This window comes from Spirosoma endbachense (assembly GCF_010233585.1).
GTDB classification, from domain to species: Bacteria; Bacteroidota; Bacteroidia; order Cytophagales; family Spirosomataceae; genus Spirosoma; species Spirosoma endbachense.
On record NZ_CP045997.1, the window covers coordinates 5,852,728 to 5,870,496 of the forward strand.

The window sequence follows — 17,769 nt, forward strand, 5'->3', positions numbered from 1 at the left end:
ATTGAATACCCAGGACAAGTTAGCCAGGAAACGGGTATCGTTGGAATAAATCTATTTCCCATACTGCTCAATGCTAATCTGTGGCAGATGCGCTCAAGTAGCAATGGCTAAGAGGCATTACCGATTAACTGATAGAGGCTAATCCGAAGGAGCTATAACCCTTAACGTGAATATGGACTTAGCAATTGCCAGGGGTTGCTAACACGTTTGGGACAGTCCCGTACTGACTACTGCGACAATCCGGGTCCGCCCGAGCAGGCCGTTGCCGTAAATCCGCCCCGTAATTTTCTGGACGTATCGACACATTACCCACTTTTCTAAAACGTGTCTAAGCTGGAGCCTATAAACGATGCCATTTGCTACGGTAGGGCTTGAATTAACCGTTGTTGCGGCTAAAGCAAACTCCCATTTCTTTAGGCCGGTAACGGCATCCAATGCCTTTAATTTACCATCGTTACTTTTCACATAAACGATTCCATCGGCCACCGCTGGGCTCGAGTTAATGATACTTGCCGTCGCGAATTCCCATGTCTTTACGCCTGCCTGTACATCCAGCGCATACACCATTTTATCGAAACTGCAGGCATATACCATTCCATTGGCGATTGCCAGAGTTGAGTTGGCGTAACCAGTCGGATTGCTTAAGGTAAAGCGCCACTTCTGAACACCCGTTTGGGTCAAAAATGCATAGACCGCATTTCCGCTGCCAATGTAGAGTATTCCATTTAGGACAGCCGGACTCGACTCAACCGAAGTTTGGGTAAAAAAGCGTTCTGGTTTTGGCACCCGTTATTGCATTAAAGGAAAGTACATCTTCTGTACCATCGCCGATGTATAGAGTTCCATCGACAACAGCGGGGCTGGACGACACAAAGAAGCCGCCTGTTACACTGGCATCCCACTTTTTGGTGCCGATCTCGGCATCGAGCGCAACGAGTTTCCCCCGGTGCCACCCGCATAAACCAATCCATTGGAAACGGTAGGGCTGGCATTAACTTTCTGGCCTGAAGCTATGGTATAGTCCCATTTTTTTGTCCCATTCTGGGCGTCAAGGGCATATAATTTACCATCGCCACTGCCAATATAAACGGTTGTATTTGATTGGGCGTTTACGTGCCAGAAACTCACTAGTAGTACTAGACTACTGATCAGTAGATTTATTTTCATTGTTAAGTTAACGAACGATACAGGTGTGGAATGAACATAGCAGGCGAGAAAATGCCTTTCCAAAGATAGCAACCGTACCGAGTAAAGTTGATCCGTTTAAGGGTAATTTTCCGAATTCGGGCAGCTAAATGGGCCAATCTCTTCTGAAAACTACCCGTTGGAAAAACGGTGCTGGAAAAACCAGGGGGCCTTATTCCCATTCTGGGCTTTGGGGCATTAGCACCATACCTGGAAATTAAGGGCAGGCTCTACGAGTGATGTATTCGCCAACGGGGGCTAGGAAGAAAAATCGATCAAAACATTTCCGGGACGATCAAATGATCTTCGTCAAGTCCCCAATCTGATTCAACTCACACCAATACAGAGTGCGTTGAAAGTTAAGTTTTTTACGCTACTTTTCACTGGCTCGCTTTTATGGATTCGTGACTGTATGTATCTTGAGGTATGAAGAAATGCTTTTAACAGGCTAGTTAGCCTAAAAAGTGAGATTCTAAATCTTTATTCTTCTTTGCGAGAAATACTGATATCCACACATGAAGTTAATTTATCTACTCCTTCTCATTTTGACAACCATTGCTAATGGCCAGGTTGTCAAGCATTCCTATCGGTTCTATAATAATTTGTCAGTTGCCGCACCTGAATGCGGCCCAGACATCACACCAGCTCAGGCTATTACTGGGGGAGCCTGCACACCAGCCTCAACGTCGGGTAATTTTATTACTGATAAATTACCTATATGTGGTGTTGATAGAATCGTGTATCATAATAATATGCATTGGGGATTGAAATATGCTAATACAACCAACAGCATTACGACCACATATACAATCCAGATGTATGTAAAAGTAACTAAATGGGGGCCTGCAGGCTGGGTAAGAATTATTGATTTTTTAGATGATTCGAATAGCTCAGATGGCGGAATCTACTTTATTCGCTCTGGTGATAATCATCACTTTTGTCTTGATTTCTGGCCCAATGGTATTGTTGGTGCATGCCCATTTTTTACTGATACGGACTATTATCTCCTTACTTTCACCAGAAATGGCACAACGGGTATTATTGATGTATATGTTAATAATACGTTGTTTAAATCCTACAATGACATAGCCGGTCGATATGCATCGCAGACAGGCAGGCCAATTTATATATTTAGGGACAAAGGGTTTGCTTATTGCGAATCAGGTGAAGCTAATTTCGCTTATCTTTCTTTCTCCAATCAATACGCTTCGCAAGCAGATGTTGATAATGTATACAAAAGTATTTGCTCGGTCGCGAATACACTGCCAATCGCAGATTTTTCCATTACACCCAATCCTGTTTGTAGCTCTAGTCAAAATCTAACAATTACCTATAGCGGGGATAAATTGATTCCTGAACCAGACTACATTTTCGACTGGGATTGGGATGGAGGACGTGTTGTATCAGGAAACGGGATAGGGCCGTACGTAGTAAGTTGGCCCACAAATGGTACGAAAAATATTAGCCTATCGGTCAAGAATACTGCATGTGGTAAACCCCTTCTTAAAACTAAACAGATTTCGATTGGTAATTTAGATCTGACAACTTCTACAAAAGAAAATTGCTCTGGGAATAGCAATGAAGTGATTTCAGTTAGTGCAACAAATGGATTGCCGCCCTATCAGTATTCAATTGATTCCATTAATTATCAACCTGCCAATACATTTACTGTTGTGCCTCGTGCTTACACAGTTTACGTGAAAGATGCCAATAATTGCATTGTGAGTAAGCCTGTCAGGGTTGAATCAGGGAGTGAGATTGCAATACGAACAATTAAAGACACCGCTATTTGTCAGGGGCAGTCTATAAAGCTCATGACGACGAGTAGTGCAACAAGCTTTTCGTGGATACCATCAATAGGGCTGGATAACTCGACTAGTAAAGATCCACTGGCAACTCCAACCAGTAATACACTTTATATAGTTACGGCTACGAATGGGGCCTGTTCAAAAAAAGACTCTGTTCGCATTACGGTAACTCCGCCCGCAACCTTGATGCCATCCAGTGTACCGAAAGTATGCGGCACGTTTTCGCTCTCGGCCAATTCAACTGGCTTCGTTGAGTGGTCGGGGCCGGGCATTACGAAAGCCCAATCAAAACAAGATACGATTACCGTAAAAGTCAATGGTCCGGCTACCTACAAGGTCCGGGCATCAGTTCTCGTTAATGGAGGTTGCTTCATTGAGAAAGAACTAAGCCTAAACTTTACTCCACCAGTGGATTATCGTCTGTCCGAAAAAACGAGAAGTGGATGCGACACCAAATTGACCCTACAGGCATCTACCGAAGGCGTATGGGACAAATTCCGATGGCAACTCCCAAACGAGACCATTGTGAACACACCATCAATTACAGCTCAAACCAGCGGAAAGTACGTTGTATTGGCCAGCAGTTCATCTACTGGGTGCGAAAGCCGAGATACAGTCTCTGTCAATCTTGGCGTAAGTCCGTCAGCCCCAACTATACAGAATAAAAGTATATGCGTTGGTGAACCGGTTGCCTCATTAAACGCTACGGGCACAATGATTGAGTGGTTTAGTGATTCAACATTAGGCGCTCGTATTGGAACAGGCCCTAGCTTCAAGCCACCGATTTCGTCCAGTCTGGATGGTTTATATTTCTATTATCTGACACAGACCGTATCGGGTTCGTGCGTGAGTCCAGCAGCTAAAGTTCAATATGAAGTCAAGAAGTTACCAGGAATCAAATTAATGGCAAACCAGTATACAGGCTGCTTTTCTGATTTCCCAATCGACACAATTACACTCGATGCCGGAGAAAATACGGATGCTACTTATCGTTGGTTAACCAGGGATGGCTTGTTATTAAGTTCCACTCAAACTATAAGCGTTAAAAAGGAGGGATTATACATAATTAGTGTAACCGACTCACAACGATGTACCAATACGGATACTGTATTGGTAGAAGAATTTTGCCAACCTACTCTATTTGCTCCTGATGCATTTTCGCCTAATGGAGATAATCAGAATGATAATTTTGAATTAAAGGGTAGGCTTATCAATGGGTCTATTTTATCAATCTACAATAGATGGGGCGAATTACTACTTAAAACGGATAAGCTTGTATGGGATGGTAACTATCAAGGTGAACCTTGTGAAGAAGGTTTATATACCTGGACAGTAGACTTATTAATGCATAAAACCCCACTTGTAAAAGAGGCATTCAAAAAAGCGGGGCAGGTTTTACTAATTCGTTGATAGCTCAGGTCAAGGCCGTAATCCAATCTTAACCAATACGGCCCATATGGTATGGGCCAATAAATCGGCATAGTGAACTTGCTTAACTTTCGGACCGATTTCTATGACCTAAACAAGTGAATGCGCATACTTTTCGTCCTAATTTCGATCTGCCCGAACACAGCGGTTGTTTGAAAGCGTTGATCGATTTTTCGGTCATAATCCCACACATAAGAGAGCGAATGCCCAAGTGATGGATTTTACGGCCCTGCTCCAGCGTACCGGCCCGTTTCGTAGCACAACGGCAAAACTACCTTAACTAGATAAAAATCTCTTCTTCTCACTTTGAGGAGCGTTTGGTGATACTTTAGATAGTTCGGCTTGTGCTCAACTGTGAGAACCTTGACTTAATACAAACGTCCTTAGCCTGGCCGCCGTTGGCCTACTGCTCGGCTCGAGGAGAGATAAGTATTTTTGGGCGACTCAGGGAGCCGTTATCGGTACTTAGTCTTCAAGGCCGCAGTTCGAATAAACAAGTCTGGGTAATCCACTACCAACCCGTATTCGTCAACCTGGATGGTGGCTTCAAAATCATTTGGCACATTTTCATACTGATAGTGGCTGGCCGACAACCGATTATATCGTTGGCAAACCGGTTTAATTTGTCTTGCCAGCAAATCGCAATAAATAACCCTAATTTCTTGTACCTGGTTTTGCGTCAACCCAAGTCGGCGGATGGGCAAGGTATTGGTCAGGGGCGTTAAGGGGATATCCACATCGATGCACCCGGCAAATTCATTGGCTGGTTGGCCGTTCAGCTCCCAGTTTCCGTTTCCGTCGCCTACCAACCGAATATGCTGGGTTTGATTGCTATGCCGACTACTGATGTCAAGGAGCAGAGTTTGCCAGCGCCGATTCGTTTGAATGCGGTACTCCACCTGATAGATTTTGGTCTCATAGTGGCCGATAATCTTGGCAGTAACTTCCACTCCGGTTTGGTTTGTTTCGAGCAAACAGTTTTCCAGCGAGTGGTATTCGCGTCCAGTCCAGAGGAGGTTGAGTTGCATAGACGTTGTAGGAAAAGCAGGGTTTCATGAAACCCTCGTTTAGTTGGATTCAGGGAGCTTTTCTAAGGATGGCACAACCTGGGAAGCCGAGCCAGCCCAGGCCTTTACATGCACCAAGTACTAAAAATAGCTAATTCTGGAAGAATAGGTATCACGGGATGAATAGCCGCCAGTATAATACATAAAAGCCTTTGCCAATCTTTATAACGGCAAAGGCTTTTGTAAAACGGCTTACTCCTTGGGGGCTTACCGCCGGACTATACCTGGGGGCGATCCCAGAAAGCGGGCGGTTCTACGCCCAGAGTGCGTAGGTAGACATAAGCCTGACCCCGGTGATGAATTTCATTATCGATCAGGTAGAAAAGAAACCAGTAGATAGGTCCTTCATACAGACCAAACGCCTTGTCGACTTCCTGGAAGCGAGCGGGTGGAATCTGTGGCCAATGGGCATTAATCGTCTCGGTCACCCGATCCCACTGCGCCAGTACCTCCTGCTTCGTCGTTGCTTTGGGGGGTGTCTCCGAACCCTCGCCAAATGAAGGCCACTGGCCCGAAACAACACCCTCCATACTCTGGTCGGCCATTTGCAGTACTTCATCAATCAGCGCCGAGCAAGGTCGCATGCCGCCCAGGGTATACGAAAAGAAGTGTTCGTCGGGGTAGGCTTCGATCAACCGGCGGGTGAGTCCCCGGTGTCCCTGCCAATGGGCAAGAAGTTGCTCGGGTGAGAGGACGATCTGATCCATCGTTTGGCTAAGCTGCGCTGTGTTTTCCATGACCTTCTATTGGTTGAAGTTGTCGATTGATTGACCACACAAAGAAAAGGCAGGGGAGTGACAGCAGTATGTCAGTAGTGAATCCGGTCGACTGTCAATAATCAACCTCAGCAACACTAGTTACGATGCTAGCTGGTTGAAGCAGTTCCAGGCCACAAACGCAGCCGCAACAAAGACGACCTACCCCCTCTTTTGCATGCCAATCAACGAAATTCACCGCCTTAGAAATATCATCAGACGTAGCGGCAAAACACCCTATTTATCAATAAGTAATTCTTACTCATCTCAGGTGGGAGCGTTTTGAGTGACGATTATTTTTTAATGATTGTCAAGTGGCCAGCAGCGGCTGACCGTCGCCACCACGGTTCAGTTAGTAGTATACGCTTCAGCTGCCATAACGCAAAACCGACGTTACCATCACGGGCTTTTGTGGTCCGTTTTGTTTGTCAGTTAAACGTGTTGTCCGAAAAGAAAAAAGCCACGGATAACTTGTGTATCTGTGGCTTTTTGGCTAAGTAGGGGTAATTGCTGATTTATTTTAGTGCGCAGTTGGTAGAACCACTGTCAACCAATAATTCCGACCCATTGTCTTTCATTTTTTGGGTTGATGGATTTAAAAACCATACATACCACCCGAAACGGAAATTTGCTCGCCCGTAATCCAGGCTGCATCATCGGAAGCAAGAAATACAGCAGCTTTCGCAATATCTTCGGGCTGACCTCTACGACCAAGCGGTGTATTGGCTATAAACATGGTTTCATACTCACTGCCAGTAGTGACGCCAGCACTAGTGGCACCTTCGGTTTCCGTAGCACCCGGCAAAATAGAATTGATACGAATGTTTTTTGCACCCAGTTCTTTCGACAACGAAATCGTTATGGCATCTAATGCCGCTTTAGTGGCAGAGTACAAAGAAGCTGCCGGTAGAGGCATTTTGCTGGCACCCGAACTGATATTGATGATATTGCCACCCGTATCGCTAAACAGTTTCAACGATGCCTGGATAGCCAGTATAGCCCCCAAAACATTGACGTTGAAATGCTGATGAAAAGATTCTGCTGATACCTGTTCAATCGGTGTGTATCCTTGAAAGGCCGCGTTGTTTACTAAAATATCCAACGTTCCGAACGCCTTCTTTGTTTCGTCAAACAGCCTGATTACATCGGCTTCTTTCGATATATCGCCCTGTACCGCAATGGCTATTCCTCCCTTGTCCGTGATCTCCTTTACCACGCTATCTGCACTTTCTTTACTTGAGGCATAATTCACAACTACCTTTGCGCCTTCCTCAGCAAAGTATTTTGCGATAGATGCACCTATACCTTTTGAAGCACCGGTGACTACCGCTACTTTGTTTTTTAATTTACTCATTACGTTTATTAATTAATGGTTGAGCGGCAAACTCAGTTTACCCGCTTCAATCAAACTGTGGTTCCCTTTGTCCACGAGGCAGGATCGCATTGAATTTTGCGATAACGATTCATCAGTCGAACTTGACCAAGTCCTTAAAGATCAGTTGACCCCAGCTATTTCCGCGCGCCTGCACAAGCAGTCCGCCTTCCGAAAGCCCGCCAAGTTTGATTGGTGAAAAACCGAGATTTTCCGCAAGCGTACCAATCTCCGCTGCTGCGTCGTCATCGTCGCTCGCCAGGAACACGACTCTTCTGCCACCATGTACGGCAGGATCTTGTGCAAGGACGGCTGCGCCCAAATGGTTGAAGCCCTTAACCAGTTTTCCACCCGTGAAGGCCTGCGCGACGACCCTGGCAGAAGGCTGTCCTCCCAACTCCTCAGGGGACACGCCGTAGGCATTGGTCACATCGACGATGGTCTTCCCCTGCCAGGTGGGCAGCGCCTTTGCAACATCCGGGTGCGACTCGAAACGGACAGCCAAAAAGACGATGTCCGCCTTGACCGCTTCCGCTAGCGTTGTGGGAATGATCGTGGGGCCGATCGCGGCCGCAGCGGATGCAAAGCTTTCCGGTTCGCGTGTGGTTGCAACGGATACTTCGATGCCGTTGCGGGCAAACGCCTTGGCCAGGGCCTGGCCGATCTTGCCGAAGCCAATAATTGCGTAGCTCCCTTCTTTGTTTTCTGATTTACTCATTTTGAAAACTATTTAATGGTACGAATTTGAACTCGTGCCAGCGTGGGGTCAATTATTTAGCCAAATAGGTCATACCACCATCAACAAGGAGTTCAGCACCAAGCATAAACGAAGAATCATCAGAGGCCAGGAAAACCGCTGTTTTACCAATGTCAGCGGGTTGCCCAATTCTGCCTACCGGCATTACCCCTGCATAGTGTTTTTTTACTGCTTGAATTTGTTCTGCGGGAACAAACTTGTCAAATGCTGGTGTATCTGTTGTACCTGGTGTTATTACATTTGCTCTAATTTTTCTAGCTAAAAGGTCGTTTGAAAATCCTTTTGCTAAATAGATTACAGCCGCTTTGGCAGCACCATAAAGCGTAAAAGACGAATAGGCCCGATGCGCGGCATTTGACCCGATAAGAATAATCGAGCCACCATCATTCATATAGGGCAGTGCTTTTTGAACCGTGAAGTAGACACTCTTCAGGTTTAAATCCATTGTTTTATCATAGTCGGCTTCGCCAATATCTGCCACAGTTCCAATAGTTCCACCACCCGCATTGGCTACAATCACGTCTATTTTGCCAAATTTTTCAGCCGTTTCTTTAAACACCCTTTCCAGGTCGGTAAGGCTGGTTACATCGGCATTTATGGCTATAAACTTATCGCCAAGCTGAGCCGCAGCACTCGCTAATGTTTCCTGATTTCTGCCGACAATAGCGCCTACAGCACCTTCATGTTTAAATTCCTGGGCAATACCCAATCCAATACCACTATTACCACCTGTAATCACGGCAACTTTGCTTGCTAGCTTACTCATTTTTTAGCTACTTTTATATTTGTTTCGCAAAGGAACCATCAATAGTTTATTTTTGAAACTATAATAGTTTATTCTGGTTACTAGTAGGTAACTACAAATTTTAACGATGAAAGACGACAGATTTTGCAACTCGAATTGCCCATTTACGAGAGCTATTGGCACTATTGGTAATAAATGGAAGCCAATAATTATCAATGTACTTGGCACCCGTACCATGCGTTTTGGTCAGTTAGATGCCATCGTACCCCACATTTCAAGGAAAGTACTGACCGAACAGTTAAAAGAGTTGGAAGAAGATGGCTTATTGGAACGATTGGCCTATAAGGAAATACCGCCAAGGGTAGACTATAAGTTGTCTGAAAAAGGCTTAGCTTTTTTGCCAATTTTAGAAAACATAAAAGAATGGAATTTAAAATATGAAGTAGCTCCAATGCTCAAAGAGACTGATTACAAATGGAGTAAACTCCCCAAAGTTGACATACCCTAAAAAGACTGGAACTGGTCCATTACCAGTTATCTGAAAAAAGGGGAAACAGTAGATGTTTATTACGAAACAGGTTTTGAGAACCTGTCTCATGTTTCATATGGCTTTTAAAAAAAATGGTCATGCTCCAACAGCTCATCAAGCGAGCCTTGGTCGGAGATTACCCCGTTAAGATTTCGTATACAGCAGAAGCCTATGCCGACACGTTAAGACCCATCATCTACGCCATGAAGGATTTGGGTTTAACCCACCGCAACAAAATTTCAGCGAGAGTAAAATGCGGGTGTGTTTCGTCCGGCTTTTATAACGCCCCATTTACGTAGCAGATACATGAAAGCCCCTTCGGATCACATAGGAGCGTTTTTCGGGACAAATGAATTGAGAACGGGCTGTTATCGAATAGTGTCCTGAAGCGATTGAAAAAGTAAAACTGTATTAGCCCCTCTTAGAAAATTCATAGGTACATAAAGATTTTCCGTTGGGTAAAAAATTCTCTTCTGAACCAACACAGTCAAATCCAAAGGTGACTGCCTCTGTTTTCAAATCTTCCTGTCCAATAGTCTTAAAAATACTTCCAACCGATTTAATGGATTCAACGCCTGTTTTACTGACAGACTGAACACCGTTATTGGACTGGATGGTAATTATCAATTTGGCAAACGGATCCGTATTGTCGTTGATAAATTCAAAGCATCTTTTACTATCGACATAGTCGAAAATTAAAGCTGCCCAAACAAAATCTGCCTGAATAAACGATACTGTTGATGAACCAATATCTGCGTTTACAAGATCTAACTGCTTGATTTTATTGCCAAACCGTTTCCGAGTTTCCTCCAGATAGGCACTACTTATATCTACGGCACAGACCCTTTTCACCAAATCGGGATCGATGTGCTCCAATCCATTGCCACCACTTATACCCAAAAACAAGATATTTTCTGGCTTATTATTTTGTAAATATTTGCCAGTCAGGTCGTTGAGCAACTTAGCCTGACCAACATCTTTATGTTGCATATGTAGCTCATAGTCAGCTAATGGAATAGTATTCCAGGGATTTGTTTCATTCATGCGCAACTATAGTAGCAGCGCGTCTCAAGAAATGCCCTATTAAAGCAGCAGACACATGAGCACTCCTTCGTCTCAAGTCGGAGCCTTTATTGAGAATTCGTTGTAGCGGCTCGATTGCCGATAAATTTAAGAGCTGTCAAACCCAAATAGCAATACACGTAGGGTGTGGATACAAGCGGAAAGCAACCCTGGTTTTTGGGGTTGCTTTTTTGTCAAAACGCCTACGTTAACTAACATGAATGAGTAAATCTGTTACCTATAAATTTTGACGGGTATCTATGCAGGTGAATCAACCCATAAACACTCGATGAAATCTGTTTACCTGCTCAACTGTCTGAAGCAATTTACCCTACTGGTCTGCTTAATGGGGCTGCTCGTGTATTGCAAGAATGGATCACCGGTAGACACGATCCAACCCCCTACGGGTTCCTCTTCAGCCACACCAACCAAAGTATGGGATAAAACCTTTGGTGGTACTAGTACTAATTATCTATACGCTATGGTAGCCACCTCGGATGGCGGTTTTCTGCTAGGTGGCTATTCTAACTCCGGTCAGGATGGCAATAAGTCCGATCCTAACCGAGGAAGAGAGGATTTCTGGGTGGTGAAGATCGATGGGAGTGGCAACAAAGTGTGGGATAAAACTTTTGGTGGCAGTCGTTCTGACCTACTCTACACGATGGTGGGCACTTCGGATGGAGGCTTTCTGCTGGGGGGATCTTCTGACTCCGGTCAGGATGGCAACAAGTCCGATCCCAACCGGGGAGAAGGGGATTTCTGGGTGGTGAAGATTGATGGGAGTGGCAACAAAGTCTGGGATAAAACCTTTGGCGGCAGTTTTGGTGATTATCTAACCTCTGTGGCAGCTACCTCGGATGGCGGTTTTCTACTGGGGGGCTATTCTGGCTCCGGTCAGACTGGCAATAAGTCGGATCCCAGCCGAGGTGGCGATTATGATTATTGGGTGGTGAAGATCAATGGGAGTGGCAACAAAGTGTGGGATAAAACCTTTGGCGGCACGAATACTGACCAACTCTACTCTGTGGCAGCCACCTCAGACGGCGGCTTTCTGCTGGGAGGTTCTTCTCTCTCTGATCAGGATGGCAATAAGTCCGATCTCTATAGGGGAAGTCGTGATTACTGGGCGGTGAAAGTGGATGGGAGTGGTAATAAAGTCTGGGATAAAACCTTTGGCGGCCGTGATTATGATCATCTAACCTCTGTGGTAACTACCTCGGATGGCGGCTTTCTGCTGGGGGGCTATTCTAACTCCGGTCAGGATGGCAATAAGTCCGACCCCAATCGAGGAGGTTTGGATTACTGGGTGGTGAAAGTAGATAAGAATGGGACCAAGGTGTGGGATAAAACCTTTGGTGGCAGTGATTCTGAATATCTATATGCTGTGGTGGGCACTTCGGATGGGGGTTTTCTGCTGGGGGGAATGTCCACATCCTATCAGAGTGGCAATAAGTCCGAGCCCAGTAAAGGAGGTGGTGACTACTGGGTGGTGAAGGTGGATGGGAATGGTGGTAAAGTGTGGGATAAAACCTTTGGCAGCACGAATAATGATTATCTACGCTCTGTGGTCGTCACTTCGGATGGGGGTTTTCTGTTGGGAGGGGATACTATCTCCGGTAAGGCGGGCGACAAGTCCGATCCCAGCCGGGGCAATAATGATATGTGGGTGGTGAGGATCAGATAACGACTACTGTCACCATCAACATTCCCGTTCATAGTCGCTGTGGCTTTTGCAAAAGCAGGGAATTCGTTACCTAACAGCCATTGGGTTTAAATTACTCCATCCTACTACTACAAAAAACGGTGACTTATTCAGCCACCGTTTTTTGTAGTAGTAGCTAAATTCTTACTGATTGAGAAGCTTTAGGCTGATGGGGTGGCCGATATGTTCGATGATACGCTGGGCAACTCATAGCGGAAACACTTGTTTACCTTTCGGTTTCCAGCCTAGTTCTGCTTTTATATCCTCAGTCCATGCTTCAAATACCTCTATAGAAACACCGTCATACCTCGTCAACAAATCATCTTTACAACATGTAGCTTGACTTTTAACACCGGTGTTCTCACTCATAATCGCACCTGTTATAAAAGGCGGCTCGGCTCACCTGGCTCTTTGGTTAACCCATCCGATTAGATTACCATCGCACAAAATGCTCGATTATTGACGTATTAGATCCCTAAAAACTCTCTACGTCTCACGCAGGAGCCTTTATTGAGAATTCGTTGTAGCGGCTCGATTGCCGATAAATTTAAGAGCTGTCAAACCCAAATAGCAATACACGTAGGGTGTGGATACAAGCGGAAAGCAACCCTGGTTTTTGGGGTTGCTTTTTTGTCAAAACGCCTACGTTAACTAACATGAATGAGTAAATCTGTTACCTATAAATTTTGACGGGTATCTATGCAGGTGAATCAACCCATAAACACTCGATGAAATCTGTTTACCTGCTCAACTGTCTGAAGCGATTTACCCTACTGGTCTGCTTAATGGGGCTGCTCGTGTATTGCAAGAATGGATCACCGGTAGACACGATCCAACCCCCTACGGCTTCCTTTACCGTAACCAACGATGGCTGCACTGCCCCCTGCACACCCATTTTCACCAGTACCTCTCAGAACGCCACCTCCTTTGTTTGGGAGATCGACGGCAGCCAGGTATCGACCGATGCCAGTTTTTCCCGGCAGTTTACGACGGCAGGCACCTATGCTGTCAAACTCACAGCAACCAACAGTGCTGGCAGCAACAGTAGCCAGAAGACCATAGCAATCAATAAGCCGGGGGCTCCGGTGGCCGATTTTGGGTTTACCGGGGGCGAGTGTATGGCCCCCTGCGAGGTCAGTTTTACCCAAAAAGCCACGGGTACTATCACCAGCTATCTGTGGGACTTTGGTGATAAAACCCCTACCTCAACCGAAGCAAACCCCAAACACACCTATCAGCAGGGGGGTACGTTCACCGTTACCTTGACGGTGAGTGGCCCCGGTGGTGGTAGCCAGCCTAAAACTCAGTCAGTAACCATCAAAACGGGTACGACAGCAGGTATGTCTACCAAAGTGTGGGATAAAGCCTTTGGCGGTGATAGATCTGAAGTACTATACTCAATGCTTGCCACATCGGACGGCGGTTTTCTGCTAGGTGGGAGTTCTCTCTCCGGTCAGGAAGAGGATAAATCCGAGCCCAATAGAGGACTTTATGATTACTGGGTGGTGAAGATCGATGGGAGTGGCAACAAAGTCTGGGATAAAACCTTTGGCGGCACCAAGGAGGATTATCTACGCTCTATAGTAGCCACCTCGGATGGCGGTTTTCTGCTGGGGGGCGATTCTGTCTCCGGTCAAACTGGCAGTAAGTCCGATCCCAATATAGGGGATAGTGACTACTGGGTGATGAAGATCGATAGGAATGGGACCAAAGTGTGGGATAAAACCTTTGGTGGTAGTAATACTGATTATCTATACTCTATGGTGGCCACCTCAGATGGCGGTTTTCTGCTGGGGGGTGCTTCCGGTTCCGATCAGGGGGGCAATAAATCCGACCCCAACCGAGGAAATTTTGATTCCTGGGTGGTGAAGGTGGATGGGAATGGGACCAAAGTGTGGGATAAAACCTTTGGTGGTAGTGGTTCTGATTATCTACGCTCTATGGTAGCCACCTCGGACGGCGGTTTTCTGCTGGGTGGCTATTCTGGCTCCGGTCAGACTGGCAATAAGTCCGATCCCAACCGAGGAGGTTATGATTACTGGGTGGTAAAGATCAATGGGAGTGGTGGTAAAGTGTGGGATAAAACCTTTGGCGGCACTGATCTTGACCAAATATACTCAATGGCGGCCACCTCAGATGGCGGTTTTCTGCTAGGTGGCTATTCAAACTCCGGTCAGAGTGGCAATAAGTCCGTTCCCAGCCTAGGACTTTATGATTACTGGGTGGTGAAGATCGATGGGAGTGGCAACAAAGTCTGGGATAAAACCTTTGGCGGCACCAAGGAGGATTATCTACGCTCTATAGTAGCCACCTCGGATGGCGGTTTTCTGCTGGGGGGCGATTCTGTCTCCGGTCAAACTGGCAGTAAGTCCGATCCCAATATAGGGGATAGTGACTACTGGGTGATGAAGGTGGATGGGGATGGGACCAAAGTGTGGGATAAAACCTTTGGTGGTCAGAATTCTGACCTTCTATTTTCTCTGATAACTACCTTGGATGGCGGTTTTCTGTTGGGAGGGAGTTCGCTCTCCGGTGGGGATGGCAATAAGACTTCTCGTACCCGAGGACAAGATGATTACTGGGTGGTGAAGATCAAATAACGAAACCTGTCACAATCAGCATTCCCGTCCATAGTTGATTTGACTTTTGCAAAAGCAGGTAAACTTGTTATGTAACAGTCGTTGGATTTATAATGCTCCATCTCTAATTATACAAAAAACGGTGGCTGATTGAGCCACCGTTTTTTTATTGTAAACGTAAATTCTTACTGATTGAGAACGTTAAGACTTATTGGACCCCCTTGCTCAATAATTTTCCGGGCTATTCTGGGGCCAAAGATCTGTTTGCCTTTAGGCTTCCAGCCAATATCTGTTTTTATGTCCACTATCCATATCTCAAATACCTCTATACTGACATTGTCATACATCATTAAAAAGTCCTGTTTGCAAAATTTGGCTTTTTTTTAGCTCCAGTGTTTAGGAAATCAATAGTCAAATTCATCTCACGAAACGCCCCATAATTGAAGCAGACACATGAAGGCTCATTCGGCACAGGTAGGGTCCTTTTGAGATGCACCCCTTTTTACAGGCAAACTGTGGCACCTTACCAGGCCATACGGATAACATCCACAAAAAGATAATGAAAAGTAGTTCTGCCCTATTAGCAAATTACCCCAGAGAAAGAGCCGACTCACTTCGACCGCCTTTCGCTGGAGTAATCTGGATAAAAATCTTACCGATGACCACCAGTCGGTTACTTAAAGGCCACGTTGAAACTCCCTTCCGTTAAAGTGCCCTTGTACAGACCCGTTGCATCATAAGCCGTAAAGCTAAACGTGCCAATCACGTTGGTGGCCGTCTTTTTGGTAATCGTTACCGTGCCCGTGCCATCATTGCGGGTCGAGTAATCATATTTGTTCACCGTTATGATACCCATATTGACCTTGTTAATGGGGAAAGTTCCTTCACCCACCGTTTTGGGTAAGAGCAGCGCCACCAAATTCCCCGTTTTACTGTCGAGCCCATAGATGCCGAAGTAGTCATTATCGGCGGGGGAAGTCGTCAGCGCATAAGTCAAGTCAGGCGTATAGAGATACCCATCTACTTTGACCTGAAACCCACCCAGGGCTTGTGTAGTTGATTGAGCCGGTGTTGTCTGAGCGGTTACAGGTGGAGTTGGGGATGTGTTTGTGGTTTGAGCCGGCATCACGTCGTCGGACTTTTTGCTGCATGAGCAAAGGCAAAGGGTAGCAGAAACCGTGAGTAGGATAACCAGGTAAGCCGTTTTCATGACTGAGATAAAGTTGTTTTTGGTTTTTGTTTCGATTGATGACTCAAAGCTACAACCAGCCTAAGGGTGTCCTAAGGCCCACTATATGGGCGGAGGGTTTAACTTTAAAGTCGGCGGAAATGAGAGCAAAAGTGGTTACTGGCTGAAGTTTGCCTATCTGCCTATGGCACGAATAAAGCCAGTCGGAGTCGTGTATTTGCCTTCAATGTTAGTCAACGTACGAACCTTCAGGCTAAACACCGTTTCAGTAAATGCCTCATTTGAAAAGCAGATACATGAATGTTCATTCGTCTCAGGTAGGAGCATTTTGTGAGATTGTACATAAATCGTTTAGATAAGAAAGGCTGTCTTGTGAATTTCCAACTGTTTCTTAAAACAGGCCTTTTCGTAAAGGATTACCTAAACGGGTGTATTGGTGGTTGTAATTGCCCTGCTGACGATCAGCGTCCAAAGTATCAAAGCTGCGTTGGTCAACCTAGTGAAAAGTTTACGCAACGAATAAAGGCCCATGTAGTGTAGTTCAAACACAAAAGGCATTAACATGGAGTACGTGCCTTTTGTGTTTTACGGGTTTATGTATGATTCATAAACCGCCCGAATACTGATGCATCACATAAAAGCTCCTTCGTCTCATTTGGGAGGGTTTGTCAAGATAAAGAATACATACGTATTAAGCCTAAAGCTTTCATACTTTGGCTAATATAAGTACACCCAACTGACAAATTTTCAGGGCAGATGACAACTTATTGTGCCTAGCGATAATGTCCGACCCGTTGGAAGAGGCACTACGATTGCCACTCAGTTACAGTTGATTACAGCTTTCCAATCGCCTGTTGGTTTATACTTGTCACAGGTATAGGTACCCCGCACGTTCTTTCCGTTGCTTTGAATAAGTCCTTCAAACCGACAGGTGTTTCCATCAATTGCCTTGTATCGATTGATATTGACTTTATTTCCAACGATTTCAATGGTTTGTTCCGCTGAAAAATTGTTGCCATTAATAAAGCCACTGACATCAAAAATAGCACTATTGCCTCGCCTGGTCCAGGTTAAATCGTAACCGGATTCGGTGCCCGCCCATACGCTACCCAAACCACACCCCTCTGACTGAGATGTAACCGAAGCGGCCCGCCCCATCCGATCCAGCAATCTCACCCGCTCACCTCCTGGTATGCCTGCATCATTACTATAGCTAGCGACTACCACGTTAATCCACACTTTCCCTTCTGGCGCTACATTGCACATAATCACAGCGCTATGCTCTTGCTTAAAGGCAATGATATGGGCTCCGCCTTCCCGTAGGTTGACATAGCCTTCAGCCTGAAGAGCTGATCTAGCCCGGCGATAGGCTTCGTCATAGCTGATGGCTAAGAGTTGTTCACCTCGTGAGATAGGCGGTTGGGCCAGACTAGCCAGAGGGGTGGCCACTGCAATCAGCAGCAGGAAAGGTAAATGGAGAAGTGTCACAGCTTGTTTGAGGATCAATTTGCCGGGATTGGTTAAGGCAAAAATGGCAAGCTGGCCAATGAAGAATCAATACCCTATAGAGGGTATTTGCTATTTTTAATTA

At 45.7% G+C, this 17,769-nt stretch carries 15 protein-coding genes; 5 read left to right on the forward strand and 10 right to left on the reverse strand.

Annotated elements, in window-relative coordinates:
- Nucleotides 1–198: 198 nt before the first annotated feature.
- Together GJR95_RS23625 and GJR95_RS23635 are read right to left on the reverse strand one after the other, a co-directional pair.
- Nucleotides 199–786 (reverse strand): outer membrane protein assembly factor BamB family protein, encoded by a 588-nt coding sequence (locus GJR95_RS23625; protein WP_162388202.1) that lies wholly within the window; start codon nucleotides 784–786, stop codon nucleotides 199–201.
- A 99-nt stretch (nucleotides 787–885) separates the two neighbouring features.
- Entirely contained in the window at nucleotides 886–1,167 is a 282-nt protein-coding gene (locus GJR95_RS23635) for an outer membrane protein assembly factor BamB family protein (RefSeq protein ID WP_162388203.1), read from the reverse strand.
- A 563-nt stretch (nucleotides 1,168–1,730) separates the two neighbouring features.
- On the opposite strand from GJR95_RS23635, the gene GJR95_RS23640 reads away from it, so the two are divergent.
- Complete coding sequence (locus GJR95_RS23640; protein ID WP_232540845.1) at nucleotides 1,731–4,403, forward strand: Ig-like domain-containing protein; 2,673 nt, start codon at nucleotides 1,731–1,733, stop codon at nucleotides 4,401–4,403.
- Nucleotides 4,404–4,876: 473 nt separating this feature from the next.
- Here the strand turns inward: GJR95_RS23640 and GJR95_RS23645 are convergent, their stop codons facing one another.
- The 5 genes from GJR95_RS23645 to GJR95_RS23665 all read right to left on the reverse strand — a co-directional run bounded on the left by GJR95_RS23645 (nucleotide 4,877) and on the right by GJR95_RS23665 (nucleotide 9,138).
- Nucleotides 4,877–5,449: a putative glycolipid-binding domain-containing protein gene (locus tag GJR95_RS23645; RefSeq protein ID WP_162388205.1), complete on the reverse strand. Its 573-nt coding sequence runs from the start codon at nucleotides 5,447–5,449 to the stop codon at nucleotides 4,877–4,879.
- A gap of 257 nt (nucleotides 5,450–5,706) precedes the next feature.
- A complete protein-coding gene (locus tag GJR95_RS23650) occupies nucleotides 5,707–6,225 on the reverse strand; it encodes a DinB family protein (protein ID WP_162388206.1) in 519 nt (172 codons plus the stop codon).
- Nucleotides 6,226–6,838: 613 nt separating this feature from the next.
- The gene (locus GJR95_RS23655) at nucleotides 6,839–7,597 is read right to left on the reverse strand and encodes an SDR family NAD(P)-dependent oxidoreductase (protein ID WP_162388207.1); all 759 of its coding nucleotides are present in this window, start codon (nucleotides 7,595–7,597) and stop codon (nucleotides 6,839–6,841) included.
- A gap of 112 nt (nucleotides 7,598–7,709) precedes the next feature.
- Nucleotides 7,710–8,333 carry an NADPH-dependent F420 reductase gene (locus GJR95_RS23660; protein WP_162388208.1) on the reverse strand — a complete coding sequence of 208 codons (624 nt, stop codon included), beginning with the start codon at nucleotides 8,331–8,333 and terminating at the stop codon, nucleotides 7,710–7,712.
- A gap of 52 nt (nucleotides 8,334–8,385) precedes the next feature.
- Complete coding sequence (locus GJR95_RS23665) at nucleotides 8,386–9,138, reverse strand: SDR family NAD(P)-dependent oxidoreductase (protein ID WP_162388209.1); 753 nt, start codon at nucleotides 9,136–9,138, stop codon at nucleotides 8,386–8,388.
- Between the two features lie 106 nt (nucleotides 9,139–9,244).
- Between GJR95_RS23665 and GJR95_RS23670 the strand changes: the two genes are divergently transcribed.
- Entirely contained in the window at nucleotides 9,245–9,625 is a 381-nt protein-coding gene (locus GJR95_RS23670; protein ID WP_162388210.1) for a winged helix-turn-helix transcriptional regulator, read from the forward strand.
- Between the two features lie 119 nt (nucleotides 9,626–9,744).
- Nucleotides 9,745–9,945: a DNA gyrase subunit A family protein gene (locus tag GJR95_RS42230; RefSeq protein WP_232540846.1), complete on the forward strand. Its 201-nt coding sequence runs from the start codon at nucleotides 9,745–9,747 to the stop codon at nucleotides 9,943–9,945.
- Nucleotides 9,946–10,057: 112 nt separating this feature from the next.
- On the opposite strand, the gene GJR95_RS23675 is transcribed toward GJR95_RS42230, so the two are convergent.
- Nucleotides 10,058–10,690: a class I SAM-dependent methyltransferase gene (locus tag GJR95_RS23675; RefSeq protein WP_162388211.1), complete on the reverse strand. Its 633-nt coding sequence runs from the start codon at nucleotides 10,688–10,690 to the stop codon at nucleotides 10,058–10,060.
- A 307-nt stretch (nucleotides 10,691–10,997) separates the two neighbouring features.
- Between GJR95_RS23675 and GJR95_RS23680 the strand changes: the two genes are divergently transcribed.
- Both GJR95_RS23680 and GJR95_RS42570 read left to right on the forward strand, forming a co-directional pair.
- Complete coding sequence (locus GJR95_RS23680; protein WP_162388212.1) at nucleotides 10,998–12,392, forward strand: T9SS C-terminal target domain-containing protein; 1,395 nt, start codon at nucleotides 10,998–11,000, stop codon at nucleotides 12,390–12,392.
- Nucleotides 12,393–13,138: 746 nt separating this feature from the next.
- Complete coding sequence (locus GJR95_RS42570) at nucleotides 13,139–15,010, forward strand: PKD domain-containing protein (protein ID WP_162388213.1); 1,872 nt, start codon at nucleotides 13,139–13,141, stop codon at nucleotides 15,008–15,010.
- Nucleotides 15,011–15,662: 652 nt separating this feature from the next.
- On the opposite strand, the gene GJR95_RS23690 is transcribed toward GJR95_RS42570, so the two are convergent.
- Nucleotides 15,663–16,199 (reverse strand): DUF6252 family protein, encoded by a 537-nt coding sequence (locus GJR95_RS23690; protein ID WP_162388214.1) that lies wholly within the window; start codon nucleotides 16,197–16,199, stop codon nucleotides 15,663–15,665.
- A 798-nt stretch (nucleotides 16,200–16,997) separates the two neighbouring features.
- Nucleotides 16,998–17,666 carry a hypothetical protein gene (locus tag GJR95_RS23695; protein WP_162388215.1) on the reverse strand — a complete coding sequence of 223 codons (669 nt, stop codon included), beginning with the start codon at nucleotides 17,664–17,666 and terminating at the stop codon, nucleotides 16,998–17,000.
- Nucleotides 17,667–17,769 lie beyond the last annotated feature (103 nt).